Here is a 26,435-nt window from a genome sequence, read left to right as displayed (position 1 = left end):
AAGATAAAACAAGGGATATCGCTATGGTTCGGGTTCGCAAACTGGTGCTGGCAATCGCAGCGGCTTCATCGCTGTCATCCGGTATGGCGCACGCGCTGGGGCTGGGTGAGGTGACTCTGCAGTCGGCGCTCAATCAGCCGCTGGTCGCTGAAATTGAGTTGCTGGAGGTGCGTGACCTGGCTTCCAATGAAGTTATACCGACCTTGGCGACCCCGGAAGCATTCAATAAGGCCGGCGTAGACCGTCAGTATTTTCTGACGGATCTAAAATTCACGCCGGTGCTCAAACCCAATGGTAAAAGCGTCATTCGGGTCACCTCCAACAAACCCATGCGTGAGCCGTATCTGAACTTCCTGGTGGAAGTGCTATGGCCTAATGGTCGTTTGCTGCGTGAATACACCCTGCTGCTTGATCCGCCGCTTTATACCCCGCAGAGCGTTACGCCTGCTGCCGCGCAGTTACCTGTAGCCGCATCAGCTCCTGCGCCGCGTGTACAAGCGCCTGCTCCTCGCCCAGCGCCTGCTGCGACTAAGCCAGTTTCTTCCCCGGCCGCGCCTACTGCACCAGTCGCACCGTCTGCCCCAGCAGCCAAGCCGCTGCAAGGCAATGAATACAAAACCACTGCCAACGATACGCTCTGGGAAATTGCCCAGCGTGCGAGTGCAGGCGGCAGCGTGCACCAGGCCATGCTGGCGATTCAGGATTTGAATCCGGATGCCTTCATTGGCGGCAATATCAACCGCTTGAAGAACGGTCAGGTTCTGCGTCTGCCTGATGAGCAGCAGGTTAAGAGCCGTTCCCAAGGTGAAGCGATCGCTCAAGTTGCTGAGCAAAATGCGGCGTGGCGTGAAGGTCGCAGCGTCGCTGCCAGTGCCCGTCAGTTGGATGCGACTAAGCGTACAAGCGCTGCCGCTGCTCCGGCCAAGGTCGAAACCGGCGATAGCTTGAAGCTGGTTGCCGCTGACAGCGGTAAAGCCACTGCTGGCAGTGATAAAGGTGCTGCCGACAGCAAAGCGCTGACTAACAAGCTCGCCGTGACTCAGGAAAGCCTGGACTCCAGCCGTCGCGAAAATGACGAGTTGAAAGGCCGCATGGGCGACCTGCAAAGCCAGCTCGACAAATTACAGCGCCTGATTCAGCTGAAAGACGATCAGATGGCTAAGCTGCAGGCCGATCTGGCCGCACAAAGCAAAGCGCCGATATCAGCCGCTGCACCTTCTGAGAGTCCGGTTGCCGTAGAGACACCGGCTGAGCCTGCTCAAGGGGTTACGCCACCAGCACCGGTCGTAGAACCAGCTCCAGTGGTACCAGCTGAGCCTGCGGCCACAGGTGAAACTGATTTTAATTACAGCGAAGAGCCAGCCGTACAGCCTGAGGCTGTCGCACCTGTTGCGCAGGAACCTGCCCCGGTTGCAGCGCCTGAGCCAGCTCCGGTAGCGCCCGTCGCGCCGGTTGTTGAGGCGCCAGTGGTTGCCGAGCCACAAACTGAAAGCAGCACGCTTGATGATTTGATGGCCAATCCGATGCTGTTGGGTGCCGCCGGTGGTGGGGCACTGTTGCTGTTGCTGGTTGCGCTGATGATGCTGTCGCGCCGCAATGCGCTGAAAGAAGCAGAGTTGCAGGAAAGTATGGCCGCCGATAGCGACTCTTCAGATTTGGGTGGGGGCTTCGATCTGCCTGATGACAGCTTTGCTGGCGTGGCTGATGACCTCGATGGTCAGCAAGCCGATATGCCGAATGAAGAGCGTGTCACTGCACAAACCGGTGATGCGTTGGGCGAGGCAGATATCTACATTGCTTATGGCCGCTTCCCTCAAGCTGCTGAGTTGCTGCAGGGGGCCATCAATGACGAGCCGCAGCGCAGCGATCTACGCTTGAAGCTGATGGAAGTCTATGCCGAGATGGGCGATCGGAATGGTTTCACCCGTCAGGATAATGAATTACGTGAGATTGGCGGCAGTGCCGCTGAGCTTGATCAAATCAAGGCTCGCTATCCGGCCATGGCTGTTGCGGCCAGTGCAGGTTTAGCTGCAGCGGCTACCGAAGATAGCTTTGATAGCTTCAGCTTGGATGATTTAGCGCTGGACGAGCCGAGCCCGGCCGTGGCCGCAGATGAGCAGGATGATGCATTCGACCTGAGCTTGGATGATCTCGAATCCGAGCTGGATCGTGATCTGCAGGCTGCTAGCAGCAATGCTTCTCTGGATGATCTGGACAGCCTGTCGCTCGATAGCGATCTGGATTTCAGCTCGCCGATCGAAGAGGCCGATGGCAAGGATGATGACTTGGGTTTCGACCTGAGTCTTGCTGAGAGCAGCGATAACGATCTGGATTTAAGTGGTGATTTGGCTGATTTCAGTTTGGATCTCGATTCGCCGGCACCAGCGGCTACGGCTGCTGAAGATGATTTCTTGCTCAGCCTGGATGATGAACCTCGTGTCGCTCCGGTAGCAGCCGAGCCAGAAGTTAATGCGCTGGATGAACAAGCAGATGGTGATTTTGATCTGTCTGCTGATTTCGACCTGGCCCTAAATGATGAAGCGCCTGCGCAGCCATCGAGTGATAGCTTCGCTGCTCAACTGGATGAAGTCAGTGCTGAGCTGGACATGCTGTCGATGGATGAGCCGAGCGAGCTAGCCGCTCCGGTAAACCCTGCGTCCAGCGCCGCATTGGACAATGATGATGACTTCGACTTCCTGTCGGGTACCGATGAGACGGCTACCAAGCTTGATCTGGCCCGTGCCTATATCGATATGGGCGATACCGAAGGCGCTCGCGATATTCTCGATGAAGTCGTCACCGAAGGTAATGAAGGTCAGCAACAAGAAGCCCGTGAGCTGATCGCTAAATTGGTCTGATACATGTCTGATGGTCTTACTACAACGGCAGCCGCTTCGGCTGCCGTTGGCGTTTTCAAGATAGCCCTGGGGGTTGAGTACAAAGGTTCGCGCTATCGCGGTTTTCAGCGTCAGCGTGCCGGTGTGCCTACCATTCAAGAGTCGCTGGAAAAAGCCTTGGCGAAAGTCGCCGGCGGCGTCCCCGTAACCCTGAGTTGCGCAGGGCGTACCGATGCGCTGGTGCATGCCAGTGCCCAGGTGGTGCATTTCAATACGCCGGTCGAGCGCTCCATGCATGCCTGGGTCATGGGGGCGAATATGAACCTGCCCGGTGATATCAGCGTGACCTGGGCCAAGTCGATGCCGGCGCACTTTGATGCGCGCTTCTGCGCTCAGGCGCGGCGCTATCGGTACGTGATCTATAACGACCAGATTCGCCCGGCGCATATGGCCGAGGAAGTGACCTGGAACCACCGGCCGTTGGATGTCGAGCGCATGCGCGAGGCGGCCAAAGCATTTATCGGTACCCATGATTTCAGTGCGTTCCGGGCGCGTCAGTGCCAGGCCAAGTCACCGATCAAAACCGTCCATCACCTAGAGTTGCTGCAGCATGGGCGATTTATTGTGTTGGATATCCGCGCCAATGCTTTCCTGCATCACATGGTGCGTAACCTTGCCGGCGTGCTGATGACCATTGGTGCGGGTGAGCGGCCGGTGGAGTGGGCGCAAGAGGTGCTGGAAACCCGCGTGCGACGTACCGGCGGTGTGACTGCACATCCCTATGGTTTGTATCTGGTGCAGGTCGATTACCCCGATGAATTCGACCTGCCCAAGCGTTATCTTGGCCCGCACTTTCTCTCGGGCTTGCCGGATGTGGCGGCTGACGCTTGAAAGGCTATTTTGTTAGCATCCAGCTTTACTGAATTAACTGAGGTCATCCTGTTGTCAGTCGTTCGCAGCAAGATTTGCGGCATTACCCGCGTAGAGGACGCATTGGCGGCTGTTGAGGCCGGTGCGGATGCTATTGGCTTGGTGTTTTACGCCAAGAGCCCGCGCGCGGTCACGGTGCAGCAGGCCCGTTCGATCATTAACGCCTTGCCGCCTTTTGTGACCACGGTGGGCCTGTTTGTCGATGCCAGCCGCTGCGAGCTGGGTGAAATGCTCGATGCGGTGCCGCTTGATCTGCTGCAATTTCATGGCGATGAGAGCCCGGAAAGCTGTGAGGGCTACCACCGCCCCTATATCAAAGCGCTGCGGGTAAAACCGGGCGATGACATCGCTGCGCAGGTTGCGCTCTACAAAAATGCCAGTGGCGTGCTGCTCGATACCTATGTGCCAGGCATTCCGGGTGGGACGGGTGAGGCGTTCGATTGGTCGCTGGTGCCTGAAGGCTTGAGTAAACCGATTATCCTGGCGGGTGGTTTGACGGCTGAGAACGTTGCGCAGGCTATCGCTCGGGTGCGACCTTACGCGGTTGATGTCAGTGGTGGCGTTGAAGCAGCTAAGGGCATCAAGGACGCGCAGAAGATTCGCGCGTTTATGCAGGCGGTAAGGGCTGCTTAAGGCATGCAGTGTTGATGTGACGGCGCTCCAGACTTGGCCGTCCATACCCCTGTTGCAGTTTGTTTAAACGCTGCAGGCGGTCGTTCGAGGGCGGCGGGTGTGAACGTGACGTCGTCATGGCTATGCACCGGTCCCTGAAACGGCCGCACTCATGAATTCCCCCGGGTAATGCAGGCCGCATATAGCGCAGCATGCCCGGTTAACAGCTTTGGAGAGTCGATAGCATGAGCAACTGGTTGGTAGACAAACTGATCCCCTCGATCATGCGTTCCGAGGTCAAGAAGAGTTCGGTGCCTGAAGGCCTTTGGCATAAGTGCCCGTCCTGCGACTCGGTACTGTACAAACCTGAGTTAGGCAAAACCCTGGATGTTTGCCCCAAGTGCAATCACCACATGCGTATTGATGCGCGTGCGCGGTTGGATATTTTTCTGGATGCAGAAGGGCGCGAAGAGCTGGGTGCCGAACTCGAGCCTGTTGACCGCCTGAAGTTTCGCGACAGCAAAAAATACAAAGATCGTCTCGCCGGTGCGCAGAAACAGACCGGCGAGAAGGATGCCCTGATTGCCATGCGTGGCACGTTGGAAGGCATGCCGATAGTGACCTGCGCCTTCGAGTTCTCCTTTATGGGTGGCTCGATGGGGGCGATCGTCGGTGAGCGCTTTGTTCGCGCCGCCAATGCGGCGTTGGAGCAGCGTTGCCCGTTGGTATGTTTCGCCGCATCTGGCGGCGCGCGTATGCAGGAAGCGCTGATCTCGCTGATGCAGATGGCCAAAACTTCGGCCGTGCTGGCGCGTTTGCGTGAAGAAGGTATTCCGTTTATCTCGGTATTGACCGACCCCGTGTACGGCGGCGTGTCTGCCAGCTTGGCTATGCTCGGTGATGTGATTGTCGCTGAGCCCCGTGCGCTGATCGGCTTTGCCGGCCCGCGTGTGATTGAGCAGACCGTGCGCGAGAAGCTGCCGGAAGGCTTTCAGCGCAGCGAGTTCCTGCTGGAGCATGGCGCCATCGACTTGATCGTTCATCGTGCTGAGCTGCGTCCGCGCCTAGCGCGCTTGTTGGCGCAGTTGATGGGGCTGCCATCGCCTGTAGCATTACCGGCTACTGCATGACCGAGCGCACCCTTACCGATTGGCTGAGCTATCTGGAGCAGCTGCATCCCAGTGCCATTGATATGGGCTTGGAGCGTTCCCGAGTAGTGTTGCAGCGCCTTGGTCTTACTAAACTGGCGCCACGGGTGATTACCGTCACCGGGACCAATGGTAAGGGTTCGACTTGTGCTTTTATGGCCTCACTGCTGCAAGGGCAGGGGCTCAAGGTTGGTGTTTACAGCTCACCACACCTGCTGCGTTACAACGAGCGAGTGCAGATCGCTGGCGTTGAAGCCACTGATGCCATGCTCTGTGAAGCCTTTGCCGTGGTCGAAGCTGCCCGCGGTGAAACCTCGTTAACCTATTTCGAAATGGGTACCCTGGCGGCGTTTTGGCTGTTTCAGCAGGCGGGTTTGGATGCGCTGGTGCTAGAGGTTGGCCTGGGTGGTCGGCTGGATGCGGTGAACTTGCTGGATGCTGACGTTGCTGTGGTTACCAGCATCGGTATTGACCATGTTGACTGGCTAGGCGATAGCCGTGAGTCGGTCGCATTCGAGAAAGCGGGAATCTTCCGCGAGGGCAAGCCTGCCTTGTGTGGTGATCTGGAGCCGCCGCAGCCACTACTTGATCGAGTGGCGTTGCTGGATGCCCCGTTTTTTCTACGAGGCCGCGACTACGACCTGAGCATTACTGCGCAGGACTGGTCTTGGTACGGTCTTGATTGTCAGGGGGGCGTATTGCGCTTGGCGCAGTTACCCCTGCTCGACTTGCCCATGGAAAATGCAGCTTTGGCCTTGCAGGCTTATGCCGTCATGCAGTTGCCTTGGCAGCCTGAGGCGATCACGCAGGCATTGCAGCAGACCCGGATGATTGGGCGCCTAGACCGCAGAAAATTTAAATGGCGGGGCAAGTCACTCACGCTGCTGCTCGATGTTGGGCATAATCCCCATGCAGCTGAGTATCTCGCGCAGCGTCTGGCCAGTCGTGCGCTGCCAGGCAAGCGTCTGGCGGTGTTCGGTATGCTTGCTGACAAGGATCTGCCTGGCGTCGTGGCACCCTTGCTCGGTGAAGTGGACTGCTGGGCTGTGACGACATTGCCAACCAGTCGTACCCGTACAGCAGCCGAGTTGCAGGCGCACTTACACCACTGTGGGGCGCACGTAACAGCCCATGACACGGTACAAGCGGCGCTTGAAGCGCAGTGTGAGCAGGCTTCGGATGGGGATGAAGTGCTGTTGTTTGGATCTTTCTATTGCGTGGCCGAGGCCCTGGATTGGCTGGCCCGTCAAGCCAATGAGGGCGTGCAGGATGGCTTTGCTGGATAAAGGGTTGAAGCAGCGCATGGTCGGTGCGTTGGTGTTGTTGGCGCTGGCGGTCATTTTTCTGCCCATGCTGCTCTCGCGTGAAGATGAGTCGCAGCGGGTTCAGGTTGATGCCCCCGCGATGCCAGTAGCGCCTGAGATGCCGGATATCGAGCTGCAACCTGTGGTGGTTCCAGAGCCACAATTGCTGCCGGACGAGCCGGTTGAGGCTGACGCTGTGCAGCCACTGGAATCGATCGAAACGGCCGCAGTGGAAACGCCAGCTGTAGCGCCTGTACCGGCGGCTCCAGTCGCGCCACCAGCAACCCCTAGTAAACTGGATGCCAACAGCCTACCGATCAGTTGGTCGGTGCAGCTGGCGAGCTTGTCCAGTGGTGATGGGGCGCAAAAGCTGCAAAAAACATTGCGCACGCAGGGCTATAACGCCTACATCCGCAGTGTTGATGGCATGAATCGGGTGTTTGTCGGGCCGTTGATTGAGCGTGCCGAGGCTGATCGTTTACGTGATCAGCTCAATCGTCAGCACAAACTCAACGGTTTTGTGGTGCGCTTTCAACCTGAGGCCGGCTAATCGTCTGGCTGCGCAGCCTGGCCAAGCCTGATCTTCAACCAGGTAGGTCAGGCATTTCAGCGGTTGGCGAATCCTTTGCTTACGCCCTGCACAGGTGCTCTGCTAAAATGCAGCGCCTTTCTCGTCGGTAACCTGCATCGTGGCATTCACCTGGGTCGATTGGGCGATTATCGCCGTTGTCGCCGTTTCAAGTCTGATCAGTCTGAGCCGTGGCTTCGTCAAGGAAGCCCTATCCCTGCTTACATGGATCATTGCTGGCGTGGTCGCCTGGATGTTTGGCGGCGCCCTTTCGCAGCACTTGGTGGGTTTTATCGAAACGCCCTCGGCGCGCGTCATTGCAGGTTGCGCGATTCTGTTTGTAGTCACGCTATTGGTCGGAGCCTTAATCAATTACCTGATTGGTGAGTTGATCCGCGTTACCGGGCTGTCGGGTACTGATCGTTTTCTTGGCATGGTCTTCGGCGCGGCGCGCGGGGGCCTGTTGGTTGTAGTGCTGGTTGGGCTCATTAGCCTGGCCCCGGTTCAGCAAGACAGCTGGTGGCAACAGTCAGCTCTACTGCCGCATTTTCTAATGGTTGCCGATTGGTCGAAAAATCTGATCCTCGGGCTGTCCAGTGAGTGGCTTGCCAGCGGCATAAGCGCGCCGGCGGAATTACCGTTCAAAGAGGCGCTGCTGCAGCCTAAACTGCCGTAGTGCATACAGAATTATCTCGTTCCATTGCGTAGGGGTTGCGTCACATGTGCGGCATTGTCGGTATCGTCGGTAAATCGAACGTCAATCAGGCGCTGTATGACGGGCTGACCGTCCTCCAGCACCGCGGCCAGGATGCTGCCGGTATTGTCACCAGCCATGATGGCCGCTTGTTCCTGCGCAAAGACAACGGCCTGGTCCGTGACGTCTTTCAGCAGCGTCACATGCAGCGCCTGGTCGGCCATATGGGCATTGGCCACGTGCGCTACCCGACTGCGGGAAGTTCCAGCTCCGCTGAAGCGCAGCCGTTCTATGTCAACTCGCCTTACGGCATCACCCTGGCGCACAACGGCAACTTGACCAACGTCGAGCAGCTGGCCAAGGAGATCTACGAGTCAGACCTGCGCCACGTCAACACCAATTCCGATTCGGAGGTGCTGCTCAACGTGTTTGCCCACGAATTGGCGCAGCGCGGTAAATTGCAGCCGACCGAGGAAGATGTATTCGCCGCCGTGACGGACGTGCACGAGCGTTGCGTGGGTGGTTATGCGGTGGTGGCGATGATCACCGGTTACGGCATTGTCGGCTTCCGCGATCCTAATGGCATCCGGCCCATCGTCTTCGGTCAGCGTCATACCGACGAAGGCGTGGAATACATGATCGCCTCGGAAAGTGTTTCTCTGGACGTGCTCGGTTTCACTCTGATTCGTGACCTGGCTCCAGGCGAAGCGGTGTACATCACCGAAGACGGCAAGCTCTACACCCGCCAGTGCGCGAGCAACCCTAAGTACGCACCGTGCATCTTCGAGCATGTCTATCTGGCGCGCCCGGATTCGATCATGGATGGCATTTCGGTGTACAAGGCGCGCTTGCGCATGGGCGAGAAGCTCGCCGACAAGATCCTGCGTGAACGCCCGGAGCATGACATCGACGTGGTCATCCCAATTCCAGATACCAGCCGTACGGCAGCGCTGGAGCTGGCCAATCACCTGGGTGTGAAGTTCCGCGAAGGCTTCGTCAAGAATCGCTATATCGGCCGTACGTTCATCATGCCGGGCCAGGCGGCCCGCAAGAAATCCGTACGCCAGAAGCTCAACGCTATTGAGCTGGAGTTCCGCGGCAAGAACGTGATGCTGGTGGACGACTCCATTGTGCGTGGCACCACCTGTAAGCAGATCATTCAGATGGCCCGTGAGGCGGGGGCGAAGAACGTGTATTTCTGCTCGGCCGCCCCAGCTGTGCGCTACCCGAATGTGTACGGTATCGACATGCCCAGCGCCCATGAGCTGATCGCTCACGGCCGCACCACCGAGGAAGTCTGCGAGCTGATCGGTGCCGACTGGCTGGTCTACCAGGACCTGTCGGATCTCATCGAAGCGGTCAGTGGCAGCAAGAAGATCAAGATCGATAACTTCGACTGCGCGGTGTTTGATGGCAAGTACGTCACCGGCGATGTCGACGAGGCTTACCTGAACAAGATCGAGCAGGCGCGTAATGACCTCTCGAAGGTCAAATCCCAGGCTGTCAGTGCGATTATCGACCTGTACAACAACTAAGTTGCGCACAGCCCGTTACGGCGGGCTGGTTGAGGGGATTGGCAATGACGATTGAATGGCAAGCCGGACGTCTGGACAGCGATCTCGACGGCGTCGGTTTTGACACCCTGGCGGTGCGCGCTGGGCAGCACCGTTCACCGGAAGGCGAACACAGTGAGGCGATCTACCCGACCTCCAGCTATGTATTTCGCACCGCAGCCGATGCGGCTGCACGCTTTGCTGGCGAGGTGCCGGGCAACGTTTACTCGCGTTACACCAACCCGACTGTGCGTGCCTTTGAGGAGCGCATCGCGGCCTTGGAAGGTGCCGAACAGGCGGTCGCGACTTCATCGGGTATGTCAGCCATTCTGGCCATGGTCATGAGCCTGTGCAGCGCAGGCGACCATGTGTTGGTGTCACGCAGCGTATTTGGTTCAACCATCAGCCTGTTTGAAAAGTACCTCAAACGTTTCGGTGTTGAAGTCGATTATGTGCCGCTGGCGGATCTCGACGGCTGGGCCGCTGCATTCAAAGCCAACACCAAGCTGCTGTTTGTCGAGTCGCCGTCCAACCCACTGGCAGAGCTGGTGGATATTGCTGCTTTGGCGGACATCGCCCACAGCAAGGGTGCATTGCTGGCGGTGGATAACTGCTTCTGTACGCCGGCGTTGCAGCAACCGCTGAAAATGGGCGCCGATATTGTTATGCACTCGGCGACCAAGTACATCGACGGCCAGGGCCGTAGCATGGGCGGCGTCGTGGCGGGCAAGGCCGAATTGATGAAAGAAGTGGTGGGCTTTCTGCGCACCGCTGGGCCGACGCTGAGCCCGTTTAATGCGTGGATTTTCCTCAAAGGTTTGGAAACCCTGCGCATTCGCATGCAGGCGCACTGCAACAGCTCGCTGCAACTGGCGCAGTGGTTGGAGCAGCAGCCGGGCATCGAGCGCGTGCATTACGCCGGTTTACCCAGCCACCCGCAGCATGAATTGGCCAAGCGGCAACAGAGTGCGTTCGGCGCGGTGGTCAGCTTCGAGGTCAAAGGTGGCAAAGAAGCCGCGTGGCGCTTTATTGATGCCACGCGGGTGATTTCCATCACCACCAACCTCGGCGACACCAAAACCACCATCGCCCATCCGGCGACCACCTCCCATGGTCGTTTGAGCCCTGCTGAGCGGGCCAATGCCGGTATTCGCGACAATTTGATCCGTGTGGCGGTTGGCCTGGAAGACCTGGCCGATTTGCAGGCGGATCTGGCCCGCGGTCTGGCAGCGCTCTAAGCGTTGCGCCTCAGCTGGCGGGTCTTTAATGGCCCGCCAGGCTGCTTCATTTCTCCCCAACGTGTCGTCTATTGCCTCGCCTTATCCATAGGTGCACCTGGCTGTGGGCAAACCTTTGATTAGGGGGGGCAAGAAACATGACCCGTTTCAAAGTTTGTGGGCGCGCGGACGCTAGCATCCACCGCCAAGCGCTGCGCCTGACAGCGTGAAAATAATAAATCGACGCCTGACAAGGGTGCCTGCGTATGGATCATCCACAGCCTTTGGCGGCGCTGGCCACTGGTGTGCAGCGTGAAAGTCTTTTGCAACTGCTGGCGCGCAGTGAGCGCTTTGCCCTGACCTTAGTGCTGGCCCCGGCCGGCTCGGGAAAGTCGACACTGCTGCAACACTGGCGCGCTCGATGCGAGGCGGCGGTGGTGCATTACCCGCTGCAAGCGCGCGACAACGATCCGTTGTGCTTTTTCCGGCGCTTGGCTGAGATCATTCGTGCCCAGGTGGGTGACTTTGATACGTCCTGGTTCAACCCGCTAGCGGTGGCTACTGGCCTGTCGCCGCAGCTGCTCGGCGATCTGCTCAGCGATGCCTTGGCGCGTATCGAGCAACCCCTGTTTATCGTGCTGGACGACTTTCAGTGGATCGATTGCCCGAGCATTCTTGAGGTGATAACCAGCTTGCTGGAGCAGTTGCCGGCCAATGTGCGACTGATTCTGGCTAGCCGTAATCACCCAGGTTTTTCCTTGAGCCAGCTCAAACTGGAAAATCGCTTGCTGTGTATTGATCAGCACGATCTACGCCTGTCGCCCGCCCAGGTGCAGCAACTTAACGCGCACCTGGGTGGGCATGCCCTGAGTGATGCCTACGTGGGCAGCCTGCTGGGTATGACCGAAGGTTGGGTGGCCGGCGTGAAGATTGCCTTACTCGCGTATGCCCGCTTCGGCACCCAGGCGCTGGAGCGATTTGACGGCAGCCAGCCGGAAATCGTCGATTATTTTGGTCATGTGGTGCTGCGCCAGTTGCCGCCGGACCTGCGTGAATTTTTACTCTGCAGTGGCCTGTTCGAACGCTTCGACGGCGCGCTGTGCGATTACGTCATGCAGCGCACGGGTTCGGCGTTGTTGCTGGAAGAGCTGGCCGAGCGACAGTTGTTTTTGTTGCCTGTGGAGCACCAGCCAGGCTGGTTCCGTTTCCATGCGTTGTTGCAGGATTTTCTCTATCGCCGCCTGCTCGTCGAGGAATATGCGCGCCTGGATCAGCTGCACAGCCGCGCAGCCGATTATTACCTGGGGTTGGGTGAGCATGAGCAGGCGTTGCAGCATGCCCAGCGCTGCAACGAACAAACGGTTTTTCTCGACATGCTTGAGGGCAGTTGTGCGAGTTGGGTGCGCAATGGGCAGTTCGGCGACATCCTGCGCTGGCTGGAACCGTTGCCCGAAGCGCTGCTGTCGGCCCGACCCAAGTTGCTCGGTTGGTTGATCGCGGCGCTGTCATTGTCACGCCGTTTCCATCAAGCGCATTACTACCTGGAGTTACTCGACAGCTTGGGTTGCGGCGTGCCTGGGGCGAACCTGGAACCGGCCACTCGGCAGTTTCTTGCGCTGCTGTTGGGGCTATTCGAGCAGGACAAGGACTTTGACCCGCCACCCGCCTGGCGTGAGTTACTTGAGCCAGGCCAGGATCTGGAAATCCGCGCCTGCACCCTGGCGGTGATTGCCTATCAACATTTGCTGGCCTCGCGCTTACAAGAAGCTATCCGCTGCGCCAGTGAATCCAAGCAGTTGCTGGCGCAATGTGGGTACAGTTTTCTGGAGAGCTACACCGATCTGACTATTGCGCTCTGCCATCGCAATGCCGGGCGCGCCACCCACGCGCGCAAAGAGGTGTGCAGCGATTACCAGCGCACCGATAAAGCGGCCCCAGCCTGGGTAAACCGAGCCACGGCCATGGTGGTGGTGCTGTATGAGCAGAATCAGTTAGTCGAGGCGCAGCAGCTGTGTGACGAACTGATGGCGATGGTTAACTCATCCTCGGCCACCGAGGCGATTGCCACGGTCTATATCACCCTCTCGCGGCTGTTGCATCGACAGCAACAGACGGCACGCGCCAGCCGCTTGCTCGACCAATTGTCGTGCATTCTGCAGTTGGGTAACTACGCGCGTTTTGTCAGTCAGGTGGCCCAGGAAAGCATGCGTCAGGCCTTGCTCAGCGGTACGAGCGCGGCCATGGACGCCGTGGCGCAGCGCTATGATTTAGCGGCGCGGCTCCAGGCGGGGGAGTGGGCGGTTGTGCGTGCCTATGACGAGAACTGGGAGCGTGTGGGCTTGGCCTGTGTGTACTGGCTGCGCGCCCGTGGCGCCCTGGCCCAGGCGGAGCGCATTCTCAAGGTGCTGGCGGCCTCATTGCGGCCAAGTGAGATGCGCGCGCGGTTGTTGATCGTCGAGGCCAATCGCCTGGTGCTGGCGGCTCCTGCGCAGACTAAGGGCCAGCAGTTGGCGGCCTTGAGCGGCCTGGTCGAGGTCTATGGCATCGTTAATATCAACCGCTCGGTATTCGATGAGGCGCCGGGTTTTGCCGCAGGCGTACTGGACCTGGCGCAGTCTGGGCTACTGGTCGTGCCGGACAAATACCGTGAGCATTACGGCGAATTTCTCCAGGGTATCCAGGCTACGCCGCCGGTCGATGCGCTGGCCAGCAGCCTGCTCACCGGGCGTGAAGTGGAGGTGTTCGAGTGCCTGCTCAGCGGCCTGTCGAACACTCAGATTAGCGCCAAGACCGGCATCGCCTTGTCCACCACTAAATGGCACCTGAAAAACATCTACTCCAAGCTCAACGTCTCCAGTCGCACCGAGGCGATTCTTGCCGTCCGGCCGCGCGCCTCGCTTAACTGAACGCTCACCTGCCCAGACACCAATAGGCACCAGCCCCTCCGCAGGAAGGGGGCGCTGGGCCATACCCGTCGATAGGCTTGATCCTGCGCTGCTATGTCAGTAGCCGCCTTGTCCGTACAACAATAAGAACGGGAGAAATAGCCATGTCGGTATGGGTCACTTGGCCAGCGTTAACCAAGCTGGGAACGCTGGGCGTAGTCTCAGGATTACTGGTGCTGGCGGTAGAGCGTCAGTCATTGTTTGAGAACAACCTTTTTGATGTCGAAAATTACGCGGGCTACAACGCCAACATCACCTGTGATGCGCGCAGCCAGGCAGCGCGTACCGAGGACGGTACCTGCAATATTCTCAGTAATCCGGCCGAGGGCTCGGTGTATCGGCGCTTCGGTCGTAACGTCAACCCGGCAGTGACTCGGGGTGAAACCAGTACCTTGTTGACGCCCAACCCACGCGAGGTGAGTAACAGCCTGATGGCGCGTGAGGAATTCAAACCCGCGGCCAGCCTCAACTTTATCGCCGCTGCCTGGATTCAATTTATGGTGCACGATTGGTTCGACCACGGCCCGAATGCCGATGCCGATCCGATCCAGTTTCCGCTACCGCCAGGCGATGTGCTGGGCAGCGGTAACATGTCGGTCAAGCGCACCCAGCCTGACCCGAGCCGCAGCAGCAGTGACGCCGGCAAGCCGCAAACCTACCGTAACCACAACACCCACTGGTGGGATGGCTCGCAGCTGTATGGCAGCAGCAAGGAAACCAACGACAAGGTGCGTTCTTTTGTCGACGGCAAGCTCAAGGTCAATGCCAACGGCACCTTGCCCACCGAGCTGCTCAGCGGCAAACCCGTCACCGGTTTCAACGAAAACTGGTGGGTGGGCTTGAGCATGCTGCATCAGCTGTTCACCCTTGAGCACAACGCCATTGCCAGCAAACTCAAGCAGAAATACCCGGCGCAGAGTGACCAGTGGCTGTACGACCGGGCGCGCCTGATTAACGCGGCGTTGATGGCCAAGATCCATACCGTGGAATGGACCCCGGCAGTGATCGCCAACCCGATTACCGAGCGCGCCATGTATTCCAACTGGTGGGGCTTAATCGGTCAGGGCGGCCCGCGTGATGACTTCCAGGCGGAAGTACGCATGCTGCAGGCAGACTTGGCTAAGTCCGACTCTTTCGTTAAACGCATTCTCGGTTTCGACCCGAATGTGGCCCCAGGTGTCGGCAACAGCGCCATCGATCACGCCCTGACGGGCATCGTTGGCTCCACTGCGCCGAACAACTACGGTGTGCCGTTCACCCTCACCGAAGAGTTTGTCTCGGTGTACCGCATGCACCCACTGATGCGTGACAACGTGCAGGTGTATGACATCGGCTCCAATCAGGTCTCGCGCACCATTGCACTGCAAAATACCCGTGACCGCGACGCTGAGAACCTGCTCAACGACGAACGCCCGGAGCGCCTGTGGTATTCCTTCGGTATCACCAATCCAGGTTCGTTGACGCTGCACAACTACCCCAACTTCCTGCGTAACCTGTCGATGCCATTGGTAGGCGATATCGACTTGGCGGCCATCGACGTGCTGCGTGACCGTGAACGTGGCGTGCCGCGCTATAACGAGTTCCGCCGGCAGATCGGCCTCAATCCAATCACCAAGTTCGAGGACCTGACTAAGGATGCGGCCACCTTGGCCGAGCTCAAGCGTCTGTACAGCAACGACATCGAGAAAATCGACACCCTGGTCGGCCAATTGGCGGAAACGGTGCGCCCAGATGGCTTTGCTTTCGGTGAGACAGCGTTCCAGATTTTCATCATGAACGCCTCACGCCGGCTGATGGCTGACCGTTTCTATACCAAGGACTATCGCCCTGAGGTGTACACCCAGGAAGGTATCGATTGGGTTGAACACACGACCATGGTCGATGTATTGCGTCGGCATAACCCGCAGTTGCAGAGCAGTTTGGTTGGTGTGGAAAACGCCTTCAAACCCTGGGGCCTGAACATCCCGGCGGATTACGAAAGCTGGCCGGCGGCCAACAAGCAGGAAAACCTCTGGGTTAACGGCGCGTTACGCACCCAGTACGCCGCCGACCGGCTGCCAGTTTTGCAGCCAGTGAATATTGGCGGACTGATCAGCTCGATCCTGTGGAGCAAGGTGAAAACCCGCAGCGACGTGGCGCCGGCTGGTTACGAGAAACCCATTCATCCCCATGGGGTGATGGCCAAGGTCAAGTTTGTTGCCGTGCCGAACAACCCCTTCAGCGGCCTGTTCCAAGGCTCAGACAGTGGCTTGCTGCGCTTATCAGTAACCGGTGATCCGGCTGATCGAGGTTTTGCCCCTGGCTTGGCGTGGAAAGCCTTTGTCGATGGCAAACCGTCGGAAAACGTCTCGGCGCTCTATACCTTGAGCGGGCAGGGCGCGAACCATAACTTCTTCGCCAACGAGTTATCGCAATACGTGGTGCCGGAAGTTAACGACACCTTGGGCACGACCATCTTGTTCTCGGCGGTGAGCATGAAACCGACATTGCTGCTGCTTAACGACCTGGCCGAAGTCAGCCAGAACGGTGCGGTGGTGGCCAAGCCCAAGGCGCCGACGCAGATCTACTTCGTGCCGCGAAGTGAGCTGCGTAACCGCTTTGCCAGCACGGCCCATGATTTCCGCAACGATCTGCTGACCTTGAATGCAGGCACCAAGGTCTATGACGTTTACGCTACGGCGATGGAGATCAAAACCTCAATCATCCCCTCGATCAGTCGTTACTATGCTGCTCAGCGCCGCAACAGCGCGGTGAAGATCGGCGAGATGGAGCTGACCTCGGCGTTTATCGCCTCAGCCTTCGGTGACAACGGGGTGTTCTTCAAGCATCAGCGTAACGAAGATAAGTAAGCGCTAGTCGCCGTAATAAAAAAAGGCCTCGGTATTTACCGAGGCCTTTTTGTTTGCCAATGCGCTATTCGCGCAGATCGACGGCCCCAGGTTCTGCCTTGTCAAACAGCTGCACCGGATCACGTGGCAATATGCCGGGGCGATAGTCCTCGCGCACATCACCGAGCACACGGATATCGCTGTATTTCTTCCCGGACAACGCTGCCATACCGGCCGCGTCGCGGATAACCGTCGGGCGCAGGAAGACCATCAGGTTGCGTTTGATCCGCGTCTCTTTAGTGGAGCGGAACAACCGGCCGAGCAGGGGTAGGTCACCCAGCAGCGGCACCTTGGAATCAGCTTGGGTGACGTCATCCTGAATCAGCCCGCCCAATACGATGACCTGGCCGTTCTCGGCGAGAATGGTGCTTTTGATCGAGCGCTTGTTGGTGATCAGGTCGACCGCATTTACGCCCTGGCTGGTGGGCGCGATCGAGGAGATTTCCTGCTCGATTTCCAGGCGCAGGCTGGCGCCATCGTTGATATGCGGGGTGACTTTCAGGGTCACGCCGATGTCCTGGCGCTCAATGGTGGTGAAGGGGTTGTCGGCTCCTGAGGCACTGGTGGTAAAGGAGCCGGTCTGGAAGGGCACGTTTTGCCCGACCAGGATTTCCGCTTTCTGGTGATCGAGGGTCAGCAGGCTCGGCGTCGACAGCAGGTTGCTTTTACTGTTGGCTGACAATGCAGTGATCAGCACGCCGAAACTGTCGGTACCCAAGCCGATGATTGCACCGTCCGGAAGGTTGCCCAGGGTGTTGTTGTCGGTGTCATTGCCGCTGTCCTGGATGGCTTGCAGGACTCGGCCCACTGACAGCCCGGTGCCGCTGAAGTTGGTACCGCCCAGGCCGCCGCTGCCGCCGCGGGCATCTACGGCCCATTGCACGCCCAGCGCGTCACTGATATCGCCGGAGACTTCGACAATGGCGGCCTCGACCATGACCTGAGCGCGCGGTACGTCGAGCTGGCGCACGATGTCTTCCAGGGTGGCCACCACATCCGGTTCAGCCAGCAACACCAGGGCGTTGAGGCTTTCATCGGCGCGAATCAGGATGGTTTGCGGTTTGCCAGTGGTTTCCCCGGCCGCTTCCGGTTTGAGCTTCTCGGAAATTTCCCCCAGGGTTTCTGCCAGGCTTTTGGCATCGCCATGGCGCAGGCGAATCACTCGGGTATTGGCCGAGCGGCTGGTGGGCGTGTCCAGTGATTGCGCCAGGGCTACCAGTTTGGCCCGTGCGGCGGGTGGGCCGAGCAAAATCAGGCGGTTGGTACGGCCGTCGGCAATCACTTGGGTGCCGGATGCGCCTTTGGCTTGGCCGCGGTCCACGGCGCTGCGCAGCACTTCGGCGGTGTCCATCACCCAGGCATGTTGCAAGTTGAGCACGCTGTAGTCGTTCTGACCTTTCTGGTCGAGCTGACGCAGCAGGTCTTCGATGCGTTCGATATTGGCCGTGCGGTCGCTGATGATGATCGCGTTAGCGCTGCTAATTGCCGCCAGGTGACCGTACTGCGGCACCAATGGGCGAATCAGCGGAATCAGCTCGGTGGCTGAGCCGTGCTGTACTTGAATCAGCCGGGTTTCCAAGCGATCCGGCGCGCTGCGGCCCGCATCTGCGTCGGACTTGGCCTCGGCGTTAGGCACGATGCGCGCCTGGTCACCCTGGGTGATCACGCTGAAACCGTGGGTGGCCATCACCGAGAGGAACAGCTGATAGACCTCGCTCAAGGTCAGTGGGCTGTTAGACACCACGTTGACCTGGCCCTTGACCCGCGGATCGACAACAAAGGTTTGCCCGCTGATCTGCGCGACTTGGTCGATAAACTCACGGATATCGGCCCCTTTGAGGTTGATGGTCCAGCTTTCTTCTTGCTGGCTGGCGCTCGGTGTGACGGCTGTAACAGCTGCACTCAGTGGTAATGAGCTGCAGGCCAATCCGGCGGCCAGCAGGGCGATGGTAACGCGCGAGAGAGTCGGGGTCATCGTGTCAGTTGTCTTCCGTGGGCTGTTCGGTGGGTTCTGCGCCGCTGGGTAGGCTGTCTGAGGCCTGCATTTGCTCACGCAGGGCGTCCATGCGCTCGCGCAGTTGGCTCAGGTCATCGGACTCCATCTCGCTGAGCTGCTCAAGGGGGTCGGCCATGATTTCCTGGGTATTGCTTTGCACGTTGCCGGCGGTCGAGCTATTGAGCGGAAAACTGAGGCTCTCACGGCGGCCATTGCGCAGCAGCTCAACGCGGTCCGCTGCGACCGAGTGCAAGCGCACGCCGCTGCTGATTTCACTGTCGATGCTGTAACGCTGCGCGGTGCTGCCTTCGCTGCGAATAATCGCGGTGGAGCGAGCAGGATCGGCGTGCACGAAACTGCCGAGCAGGGTCAGGCGCAGGTTGGTGCTGGGCGCGGGGCCGTCGCTGGTTGCGTTGTGGGTGCCGAATAAGTGGCCGATTTCGAGGCTATGCACGGCCACAGCGGCTTCGTTGCTCGTGTTATCGCTCGCCGCCGCGGGTGAACGCAGCAACCGCAGCCAATCGGCGCTTTGCCATGCCAGGCTGGCGCTCATGGCAGTCACAAGCACAAGCCCCATTAGGGTCGCGATATGGCTCTGCAGCCAGCGTTGAATAGCCGAAAAGGGCAAGGTGCGTCACTCCAGAACTTATTATTATGTGGCCTACTATGTGGCGTGGATCGCGCGCTGATCATAGACACTTGGCAAGCATTTGGCAGCCCCCCGTTGGGGTAGTGTGTCGGTCAGCTCAATGTGCTAAAGATAGCGTGCTGTTTTCGCTCTACTGCGAGCAACATACAACAATTAATTCACAGAACCTTTGATTTTGAGCCTTCGCTTTCCAGCCGTGGGTGCTGTGTCGGGTTACTGTGCTTAAGGCCTGTTACGAATGAACGCGCTGCTTATAGATGTGCCAGTACGGCGATTACCATTCAGTTTTGCCCGGCGCCATGGCGTGGTCCTGCTGGTGGTGGAGGGCGTGCCTGGCCTGGCCTACCGTCCTGGCGCTGAACTGGTGGCGCTGGCCGAGGCGCAACGCTTCGTCGGTGCGCAGTTACCGCTGCATGCCTTGTCACTTGAGGCCTTCGAGCAAGCACTGGGCAAGGCTTACCAGCATGACTCGGCGTCCATGCAGCTGGCTGAGGACATTGGCGGTAGCCTGGATCTGGCCGCTCTGGCCGAGCAGGTACCTGAAACCGAGGACCTGCTGGAACAGGAAGACGACGCGCCGATCATTCGTTTGATCAATGCCATCCTGGGCGAAGCGATCAAGGAAAACGCCTCGGATATCCACCTAGAAACCTTCGAAAAACGCCTGGTCGTGCGCTTTCGCGTCGACGGTATTCTGCGTGAGGTGCTGGAGCCCAAGCGCGAGCTGGCAGCTCTGCTGGTGTCGCGGATCAAGGTCATGGCGCGGCTGGATATTGCCGAAAAGCGTATCCCCCAGGATGGACGAATTTCCCTGAAAGTCGGCGGTCGTGAGGTGGACGTGCGGGTTTCCACACTGCCGTCGGCCAATGGCGAGCGGGTGGTGCTGCGTTTGCTCGACAAGCAAGCCGGCCGCCTCAACCTGCAGCACCTGGGCATGAGCGCGCGCGATCGCGACCTGATGGAAGCCACTGTGCGCAAGCCCCACGGCATTCTGCTGGTCACCGGGCCCACTGGTTCGGGCAAGACCACCACGCTGTACGCCAGCCTGGTCAGCCTGAATGACCGCACACGCAATATCCTTACCGTCGAAGACCCGATCGAATATCACCTCGAAGGTATTGGTCAGACCCAGGTTAATGCCAAGGTGGATATGACCTTTGCCCGCGGCCTGCGCGCCATCCTGCGTCAGGACCCGGATGTGGTAATGGTCGGTGAGATTCGCGACAAGGAAACCGCCGAAATCGCTGTGCAGGCCTCGTTGACTGGTCACCTGGTGCTCTCGACCTTGCACACCAACAGTGCCATCGGCGCGATCACCCGCCTGGTGGACATGGGCATCGAGCCGTTTCTGTTGTCGTCGTCCTTGCTCGGTGTACTGGCTCAGCGCCTGGTGCGGGTGCTCTGTCCGCATTGCAAAGAGGCTTATCAAGCTGATGAAGCCGAGTGCAAATTGCTTGGCGTGCCATTTGCGCCGCCGCCGACCCTGTATCACGCCCGTGGCTGCGCCGAGTGTCACCAGCAAGGCTATCGCGGCCGTACCGGCATTTATGAGTTGGTGGTGTTTGACGATCACCTGCGCACCCTGATTCACAACGCTGCCTCCGAACAAGACATGACCCGCCACGCTCGCAGTCTGGGCCCGAGCATCCGGGAGGATGGCCGGCGCAAGGTGCTGGAAGGGGCGACCACGGTCGAGGAAGTGCTGCGCGTGACGCGAGAAGAATAATGGCGGCCTTCGAATACCTTGCTCTCGACGGCAACGGACGCCAGCAGAAAGGCGTGCTGGAAGCCGATAGCGCCCGCCAGGTGCGGCAAATACTGCGCGAGCGACAACTGGCACCACTCGACGTTAAGGCCACCCGCACCCGGGAAAACGTCAGCGGTGCGGGGCATTTCAGCTTCGCACGGGGTATTTCAGCCCGTGATCTGGCACTGATTACCCGCCAATTGGCAACCTTGGTGCAGGCGGCGCTGCCGATTGAGGAGTCCTTGCGCGCAGCTGCTGCGCAGGCCAGCTCACCGCGTATCCAAAGTATGTTGCTGGCGGTGCGGGCGCGGGTGCTCGAAGGCCATGACCTGGCCAGCAGCCTGAAAGAATTTCCTTCGGCGTTTCCCGAGCTGTACCGCGCCACCGTAGCGGCGGGTGAACATGCCGGCCATCTGGGTCCGGTGCTGGAACAGTTGGCCGACTACACCGAGCAACGCCAGCAGTCACGACAGAAAATCCAGTTGGCGCTGCTCTATCCGCTGATTCTGATGTGCGCCTCGTTACTGATCGTCGGCTTTCTACTTGGCTATGTGGTGCCGGATGTGGTGCGGGTGTTTATCGACTCCGGGCAAACCCTGCCGGCGCTGACCCGTGGCCTGATTGCTCTGAGTGATTGGGTCAAGGGGTGGGGCTGGCTGGCGGTGATTGTGGTGATATTGGGTGTGTTCGCCCTGCGCTGGTCGTTGCGTGATGATGGCGTCAAGGCGCGCTGGCACGGCTTTTTGCTGCGTATCCCGTTGGTGGGGCGTTTGATCCGCGCCACCGATTGCGCCCGCTTTGCTTCGACCCTGGCTATTTTGACTCGCAGCGGCGTGCCGTTGGTTGAAGCCCTGGGCATTGGTGCGCAGGTGATCGCCAACCGAGTGATTCGCGCCGACGTGGTGATCGCCGCGCAAAAGGTTCGCGAAGGCGGCAGCTTGACGCGTGCACTGGAAGCCAGCGGCCAGTTTCCGCCGATGATGCTGCACATGATCGCCAGCGGCGAGCGCTCGGGTGAGCTGGACCAGATGCTGGCGCGCACCGCGCGCAATCAGGAAAACGACCTGGGTGCGCAGGTGGCCTTGCTGGTCGGGCTGTTCGAACCGTTTATGTTGGTATTTATGGGCGCAGTGGTGCTGGTGATCGTACTGGCTATCCTGCTGCCGATTCTGTCTCTCAATCAGTTGGTGGGGTAAGCAAGTGAACAAGCGGCAATCCGGTTTTACGCTGATCGAAATCATGGTGGTGGTGGTGATCCTCGGCATTCTTGCCGCGCTGGTCGTTCCGCAGGTGATGAGCCGGCCCGATCAGGCCAAGGTCACCGTGGCCAAGGGTGATATCAAGGCCGTGGCGGCTGCGCTGGACATGTACAAATTGGACAACCACGCCTACCCGAGCACCCAGCAGGGCCTGGAAGCGCTGGTGAAAAAGCCCTCGGGTAACCCGCAGCCGAAGAACTGGAACCGCGATGGCTACCTCAAGCGTATGCCGGTCGATCCGTGGGGCAATGCCTATCAGTATCTGTCACCGGGTACCAAGGGCGCGCTTGATCTCTATTCGCTGGGCGCTGATGGCAAGGAAGGTGGCAGCGATCAGGATGCTGATATCGGTAACTGGGACCTCTGACTCGTATGCGCCAGCATGTGAATCAGGCCAAGGGTTTCACCCTGATCGAACTGCTGGTGGTGCTGGTTATTCTCGGCAGCCTGATCGGTATTGCGGTGCTTAGCGTGGGCATCGCCGGTCCCGGACGCGAGCTGCATAACGAAGCCGAACGGCTGGCCGGACTGATTGGCGTGCTGGCCGAGGAGGCCGTGCTGGATAACCAGGAGTACGGTCTGTTGCTCAGTCGCGAGGCCTATCAAGTGCTGCGTTATGACTCTACAAAGCAGGCTTGGCAGGCGCTGAGCAACAAGCCGCACCAGCTGCCCGCGTGGGCGCAGTTGAGTGTTGAGCTGGAAGGTACGGCGCTCGAATTACCGGCCGCTGAGGGTGAGGAACCATCCAAGACCACCCTGGTGCCGCAGTTGTTGCTGCTTTCAAGTGGGGAGATCAGTCCGTTTCGCCTGCTCCTGGGCGAGCGGCGCGCCGATGGTTTGCGCCTGCAGCTGGTCAGCGATGGTTTCCAGTTGCCGAAGGTCGAGAGCGAGCAACCGGCAGGGCGCAGACAATGAAGCGCAGCGCTGGCTTCACGCTGTTGGAGGTTTTGGTGGCTTTGGCGATTTTCGCCATGGTCGCCGCCAGTGTGTTGACCGCCACCGCGCGTAGCTTGCAAACCGCCGCCCGCTTAGAAGACAAAACCCTGGCAATGTGGATCGCCGATAACCGCCTGACTGAACTGCAACTGGCGCCGAGCCCCGTGGCTGATGGCCATGAGCAGGGCGAGCTGGACTTCGCCGGGCGACGATGGCAATGGCAGAGCGAAGTGCAAGCCACCAGTGAGCCTGATATGCGCCGCGTCACCCTCTGGGTCGCTCTTTCAGAGCCGGGGCGGTTGGCTGGAGATGTGCGTGAACGGGCAGTAGTGAGCTTGAATGGTTTTCTCGGGGTGATGCAATGAAAGCCGTGCGCGGTTTTACTCTGCTTGAACTGCTGATTGCCATCGCTATTTTTGCCCTGCTGGGTCTGGGTACTTACCGCATGCTCGACAGCGTGCTGCAGACCGATAAGGTCACCCGCGCTCACGAAATGCAGTTGCGCGAGCTGGTGCGCGCCATGGCGGCTTTTGAACGTGACCTGTTGCAAGTGCAGGCACGCGCCACGCGTGATGCGTTTGGTGATCCGCGTGCGGCTTTGCTCGGTGAGGCACTGGACAGTCCCAGCATAGAATTGACCCGCAATGGCTGGCGCAATCCTTTGGGGCAGCCGCGCTCTAGCCTGCAGCGGGTGCGCTGGCAACTCAGTGGCGAGCAATGGCAGCGCCAATACTGGACAGTGCTGGATCAGGCCCAGGACAGTGAGCTGCAAGTGCAACAGGCGTTGGATGGGGTGACGCGGCTGCAGCTGCGTTACCGTGATCAGGAAGGGGCCTGGCATGACAGCTGGCCGCCAGCCGAAAAGAATCCGGCCGATGCGTTGCTCGCTTTGCCGCAAGCCGTCGAACTGATTATTGAACATCGCCGTTACGGTGAACTGCGTCGCCTACTGCGCCTACCCGAAGGCGTGCCTGAGCGTTTGCAACAAGCCCCTGAACAGAATCCTGAAGACCCCAGTGATCCGGGTGATGACACTGCCCAGGAGCCTCGCTCATGAACCGGCAGCGCGGCATGGCGCTGATCACGGTGCTGTTAGTGGTGGCGGTGGTCACGGTAGTCAGCGCCGGGATTATCGCTCGTCAACAACTGTCGATTCGCAGCAGTGCCAATCAGCTGCATGTACGCCAGGCTTGGCATTACGCCCTAGGCGGCGAAACACTGGCTAAAGCCATTTTGCAGCGCGACTTGCGTGAGGGTGATCCACGTGCGTCGGTGGATCACCCGGGTGAGGCTTGGGCCAAAGCTCGTGCGCCCTTTACCCTGGATGAGGGCGGCGCCTTGCGGGTGCAGATCACCGATCTGACCGCACGTTTCAACCTCAACAGCCTGCTGCGCCAGGGCCAGCCCAACGAAGCGGCCGTGGCGCAATTTCGCCGTTTGTTGCTGGGGTTGCAGATCGAAGCACCCTACGCTGAACGCCTGCTCGATTGGCTGGATGCCGACGATCAGCCCAGCGGCGGTTACGGTGCCGAAGACAACCAATACCTGCTGGCCCAGCCGGCCTATCGTGCCGGTAACCGAGAGTTGAAAGACGTCTCCGAGCTGCGTCTGTTGCTGGAAATGACCGAAGCGGATTACCAGCGTCTGTCGCCCTTTGTCAGTGCTTTGCCGGCGGATGCCACGCTTAACGTCAACACCGCCAGCGCGCGGGTGCTGGCCAGCGTGGCCGACGGCCTGCCGCTTAGCACCGCCCAGGGGCTGGTCGCCGCGCGGGGCAGTGAGGGTTATCGTGACCTCCCCAGTTTTACCGCGCAGCTCGGCGGCCTGCAGGTGCAGAGCCAGGGTTTGGGTGTTGGTAGTCAGTATTTTCAGGTGCTCAGCGAAGTCACTGTCGGTGAGCGCCGTCAGGTTTTACGCAGTACCTTGCAGCGTGCCAGCGACGGCAAGGTGTATGTGCTAGCCCGTGATTTAGGGCAGGGCGGTATGCCGCCAGTGCCTGTTGAGGAAGTCGATCCATGAGTCAGAGCTATGTGTTTTTGCCGCCCGCGGCCTGTGTTGGTGCGCAAGCGGATCTACCCGTACAGCAGGTTGCCAGCGGCGTAACCGAAACCCTGGCATTCAGCGCTGCGCAGGCACAGCTGAGTGGCAGTTGGACCTTGGTCCTACCGGTCGAAGCGGTAACAGCCTGCGCGGTCAACTTGCCGACGCGCAAAACCCGTTGGTTACGTCAGGCCCTGCCATTCGCGGTGGAAGAGTTACTGGCCGAGGAGGTTGAGCTGATGCACCTGGCCTTGGGCGAGGAGTTGGCCGATGGTCGGCACCGGGTATTTGCCGTGCGCCGTAGTTGGCTGAGCGCCTGGTTGGCCTTGTGCACCACGCCCCCTCAGACGATTGCCGTCGATGCTGATCTGCTGCCAGGCCCTGGCACCGCACTCTTGGCGCTGCACGGCCGCTGGTTGCTGGGCGGTGAAACCATCACACGCATGGCGCTGACCGCAACGGACTGGCCGCAACTGAGTGCACTGTGCGCGCACCCGCACATTGCCTGGTGTGACCCTCAACATTCGGTTGCGCAGCCTGTGGACGAACGCCGCGCAGTGGTCGAGCCGTTCGCCTGGCTGGCCCAGCAGCCGCTGCGTAATAACCTGGCGCAAGGTGAGTTCGCGGTGCAGAGCAGTGGTGGTCAATGGCAACGCTGGCGGCCTTTACTGGGGTTGGTGGGCATGTGGCTGGTGTTGCAATGGGGCTTCAATCTGGCGCAGGGCTGGCACCTGCAGCGTCAGGCGGATGAGTACGCCGTTGCCAGTGCCGCGTTGTACCAAGAGCTGTTCCCGCAGGACAGCAAGCTGGTCAACCTGCGAGCACAGTTTGACCAGCACCTACAGGCTGGCGCGGGCGGTGGGCAGACACGTTTGCTTGGCTTGCTCGCTCAGGTCAGTGGTGCGCTGACGGCTGAAGGCGGGCAGGTACAGATCAGCCAGGTGGATTTTAGTGAGACGCGTGGTGACCTGGCCATGCAAGTCCAGGCTGCGGGTTTTGCCGAGCTGGAGCGTTTGCGTGAACGATTGCAGGAAAGTGGGCTGGCGGTGCAGTTGGGCTCGGCCAGTCGCGAGGCTGCAGGCGTCAGTGCACGTGTGGTAATCGGAGGATGA

General features: G+C 59.5%; 21 protein-coding genes. 19 read left to right on the top strand and 2 right to left on the bottom strand.

From position 1 onward, the window contains the following. Positions 1 to 23 precede the first annotated feature (23 nt). The 11 genes from D8779_RS00645 to D8779_RS00595 all read left to right on the top strand — a co-directional run bounded on the left by D8779_RS00645 (position 24) and on the right by D8779_RS00595 (position 16,657). Complete coding sequence (locus D8779_RS00645; protein WP_136662545.1) at positions 24 to 2,858, top strand: motility hub landmark protein FimV; 2,835 nt, start codon at positions 24 to 26, stop codon at positions 2,856 to 2,858. A gap of 3 nt (positions 2,859 to 2,861) precedes the next feature. Continuing rightward, on the top strand, positions 2,862 to 3,728 hold the full coding sequence (gene truA / locus D8779_RS00640; protein ID WP_136662544.1) for a tRNA pseudouridine(38-40) synthase TruA: 867 nt from the start codon (positions 2,862 to 2,864) through the stop codon (positions 3,726 to 3,728). Between the two features lie 51 nt (positions 3,729 to 3,779). Then, the gene (locus tag D8779_RS00635; protein ID WP_136662543.1) at positions 3,780 to 4,400 is read left to right on the top strand and encodes a phosphoribosylanthranilate isomerase; all 621 of its coding nucleotides are present in this window, start codon (positions 3,780 to 3,782) and stop codon (positions 4,398 to 4,400) included. Positions 4,401 to 4,624: 224 nt separating this feature from the next. Further along, positions 4,625 to 5,509, top strand: coding sequence for an acetyl-CoA carboxylase, carboxyltransferase subunit beta (gene accD / locus D8779_RS00630; protein WP_136662542.1), 885 nt, complete (start codon positions 4,625 to 4,627; stop codon positions 5,507 to 5,509). Next, a complete protein-coding gene (gene folC, locus D8779_RS00625) occupies positions 5,506 to 6,813 on the top strand; it encodes a bifunctional tetrahydrofolate synthase/dihydrofolate synthase (protein ID WP_136662541.1) in 1,308 nt (435 codons plus the stop codon). The genes accD and folC overlap by 4 nt, the downstream gene beginning before the upstream one ends. Continuing rightward, complete coding sequence (locus D8779_RS00620) at positions 6,797 to 7,381, top strand: SPOR domain-containing protein (RefSeq protein ID WP_136662540.1); 585 nt, start codon at positions 6,797 to 6,799, stop codon at positions 7,379 to 7,381. The genes folC and D8779_RS00620 overlap by 17 nt, the downstream gene beginning before the upstream one ends. Positions 7,382 to 7,520: 139 nt before the next feature. Further along, positions 7,521 to 8,075, top strand: coding sequence for a CvpA family protein (locus tag D8779_RS00615; RefSeq protein ID WP_136662539.1), 555 nt, complete (start codon positions 7,521 to 7,523; stop codon positions 8,073 to 8,075). A 44-nt stretch (positions 8,076 to 8,119) separates the two neighbouring features. Further along, positions 8,120 to 9,628 carry an amidophosphoribosyltransferase gene (gene purF / locus D8779_RS00610; protein WP_136662538.1) on the top strand — a complete coding sequence of 503 codons (1,509 nt, stop codon included), beginning with the start codon at positions 8,120 to 8,122 and terminating at the stop codon, positions 9,626 to 9,628. Positions 9,629 to 9,672: 44 nt separating this feature from the next. Then, positions 9,673 to 10,884: an O-succinylhomoserine sulfhydrylase gene (locus D8779_RS00605; RefSeq protein ID WP_136662537.1), complete on the top strand. Its 1,212-nt coding sequence runs from the start codon at positions 9,673 to 9,675 to the stop codon at positions 10,882 to 10,884. 245 nt (positions 10,885 to 11,129) lie between these two features. Beyond that, positions 11,130 to 13,769 (top strand): winged helix-turn-helix domain-containing protein, encoded by a 2,640-nt coding sequence (locus D8779_RS00600; protein WP_136662536.1) that lies wholly within the window; start codon positions 11,130 to 11,132, stop codon positions 13,767 to 13,769. A gap of 143 nt (positions 13,770 to 13,912) precedes the next feature. Further along, a complete protein-coding gene (locus tag D8779_RS00595) occupies positions 13,913 to 16,657 on the top strand; it encodes a peroxidase family protein (protein ID WP_136662535.1) in 2,745 nt (914 codons plus the stop codon). A gap of 64 nt (positions 16,658 to 16,721) precedes the next feature. Here D8779_RS00595 and gspD read toward each other — a convergent pair whose 3' ends face one another. After that, on the bottom strand, positions 16,722 to 18,671 hold the full coding sequence (gene gspD, locus D8779_RS00590; protein ID WP_136662534.1) for a type II secretion system secretin GspD: 1,950 nt from the start codon (positions 18,669 to 18,671) through the stop codon (positions 16,722 to 16,724). Between the two features lie 4 nt (positions 18,672 to 18,675). Next, complete coding sequence (locus D8779_RS00585; protein ID WP_136662533.1) at positions 18,676 to 19,269, bottom strand: type II secretion system protein N; 594 nt, start codon at positions 19,267 to 19,269, stop codon at positions 18,676 to 18,678. 310 nt (positions 19,270 to 19,579) lie between these two features. Here D8779_RS00585 and gspE point away from each other — a divergent pair, with 310 nt between their 5' ends. From gspE to gspL, 8 genes are read left to right on the top strand one after another with little or no spacing between them, the layout of a single operon-like run. After that, complete coding sequence (gspE, locus tag D8779_RS00580; RefSeq protein ID WP_136662532.1) at positions 19,580 to 21,067, top strand: type II secretion system ATPase GspE; 1,488 nt, start codon at positions 19,580 to 19,582, stop codon at positions 21,065 to 21,067. Further along, positions 21,067 to 22,284, top strand: a complete 1,218-nt coding sequence (gene xcpS / locus D8779_RS00575) for a GspF family T2SS innner membrane protein variant XcpS (RefSeq protein ID WP_136662531.1) — start codon at positions 21,067 to 21,069, stop codon at positions 22,282 to 22,284. The genes gspE and xcpS overlap by 1 nt, the downstream gene beginning before the upstream one ends. A 4-nt stretch (positions 22,285 to 22,288) precedes the next feature. Beyond that, on the top strand, positions 22,289 to 22,714 hold the full coding sequence (gspG, locus tag D8779_RS00570; protein WP_136662530.1) for a type II secretion system major pseudopilin GspG: 426 nt from the start codon (positions 22,289 to 22,291) through the stop codon (positions 22,712 to 22,714). Between the two features lie 5 nt (positions 22,715 to 22,719). Beyond that, a complete protein-coding gene (gene gspH, locus D8779_RS00565) occupies positions 22,720 to 23,262 on the top strand; it encodes a type II secretion system minor pseudopilin GspH (RefSeq protein ID WP_136662529.1) in 543 nt (180 codons plus the stop codon). Beyond that, positions 23,259 to 23,648, top strand: a complete 390-nt coding sequence (gene gspI, locus D8779_RS00560; protein WP_136662528.1) for a type II secretion system minor pseudopilin GspI — start codon at positions 23,259 to 23,261, stop codon at positions 23,646 to 23,648. The genes gspH and gspI overlap by 4 nt, the downstream gene beginning before the upstream one ends. Next, a complete protein-coding gene (gene gspJ / locus D8779_RS00555; RefSeq protein ID WP_136662527.1) occupies positions 23,645 to 24,340 on the top strand; it encodes a type II secretion system minor pseudopilin GspJ in 696 nt (231 codons plus the stop codon). The genes gspI and gspJ overlap by 4 nt, the downstream gene beginning before the upstream one ends. Further along, positions 24,337 to 25,302, top strand: a complete 966-nt coding sequence (gene gspK, locus D8779_RS00550; protein ID WP_136662526.1) for a type II secretion system minor pseudopilin GspK — start codon at positions 24,337 to 24,339, stop codon at positions 25,300 to 25,302. Before gspJ ends, gspK begins: the two co-directional genes overlap by 4 nt. Beyond that, a complete protein-coding gene (gene gspL / locus D8779_RS00545; protein WP_136662525.1) occupies positions 25,299 to 26,435 on the top strand; it encodes a type II secretion system protein GspL in 1,137 nt (378 codons plus the stop codon). The genes gspK and gspL overlap by 4 nt, the downstream gene beginning before the upstream one ends.

It is taken from the genome of Pseudomonas leptonychotis (assembly GCF_004920405.1).
Taxonomy (GTDB): Bacteria; Pseudomonadota; Gammaproteobacteria; order Pseudomonadales; family Pseudomonadaceae; genus Aquipseudomonas; species Aquipseudomonas leptonychotis.
This window is presented reverse-complemented; position numbering and strand designations above follow the sequence as displayed.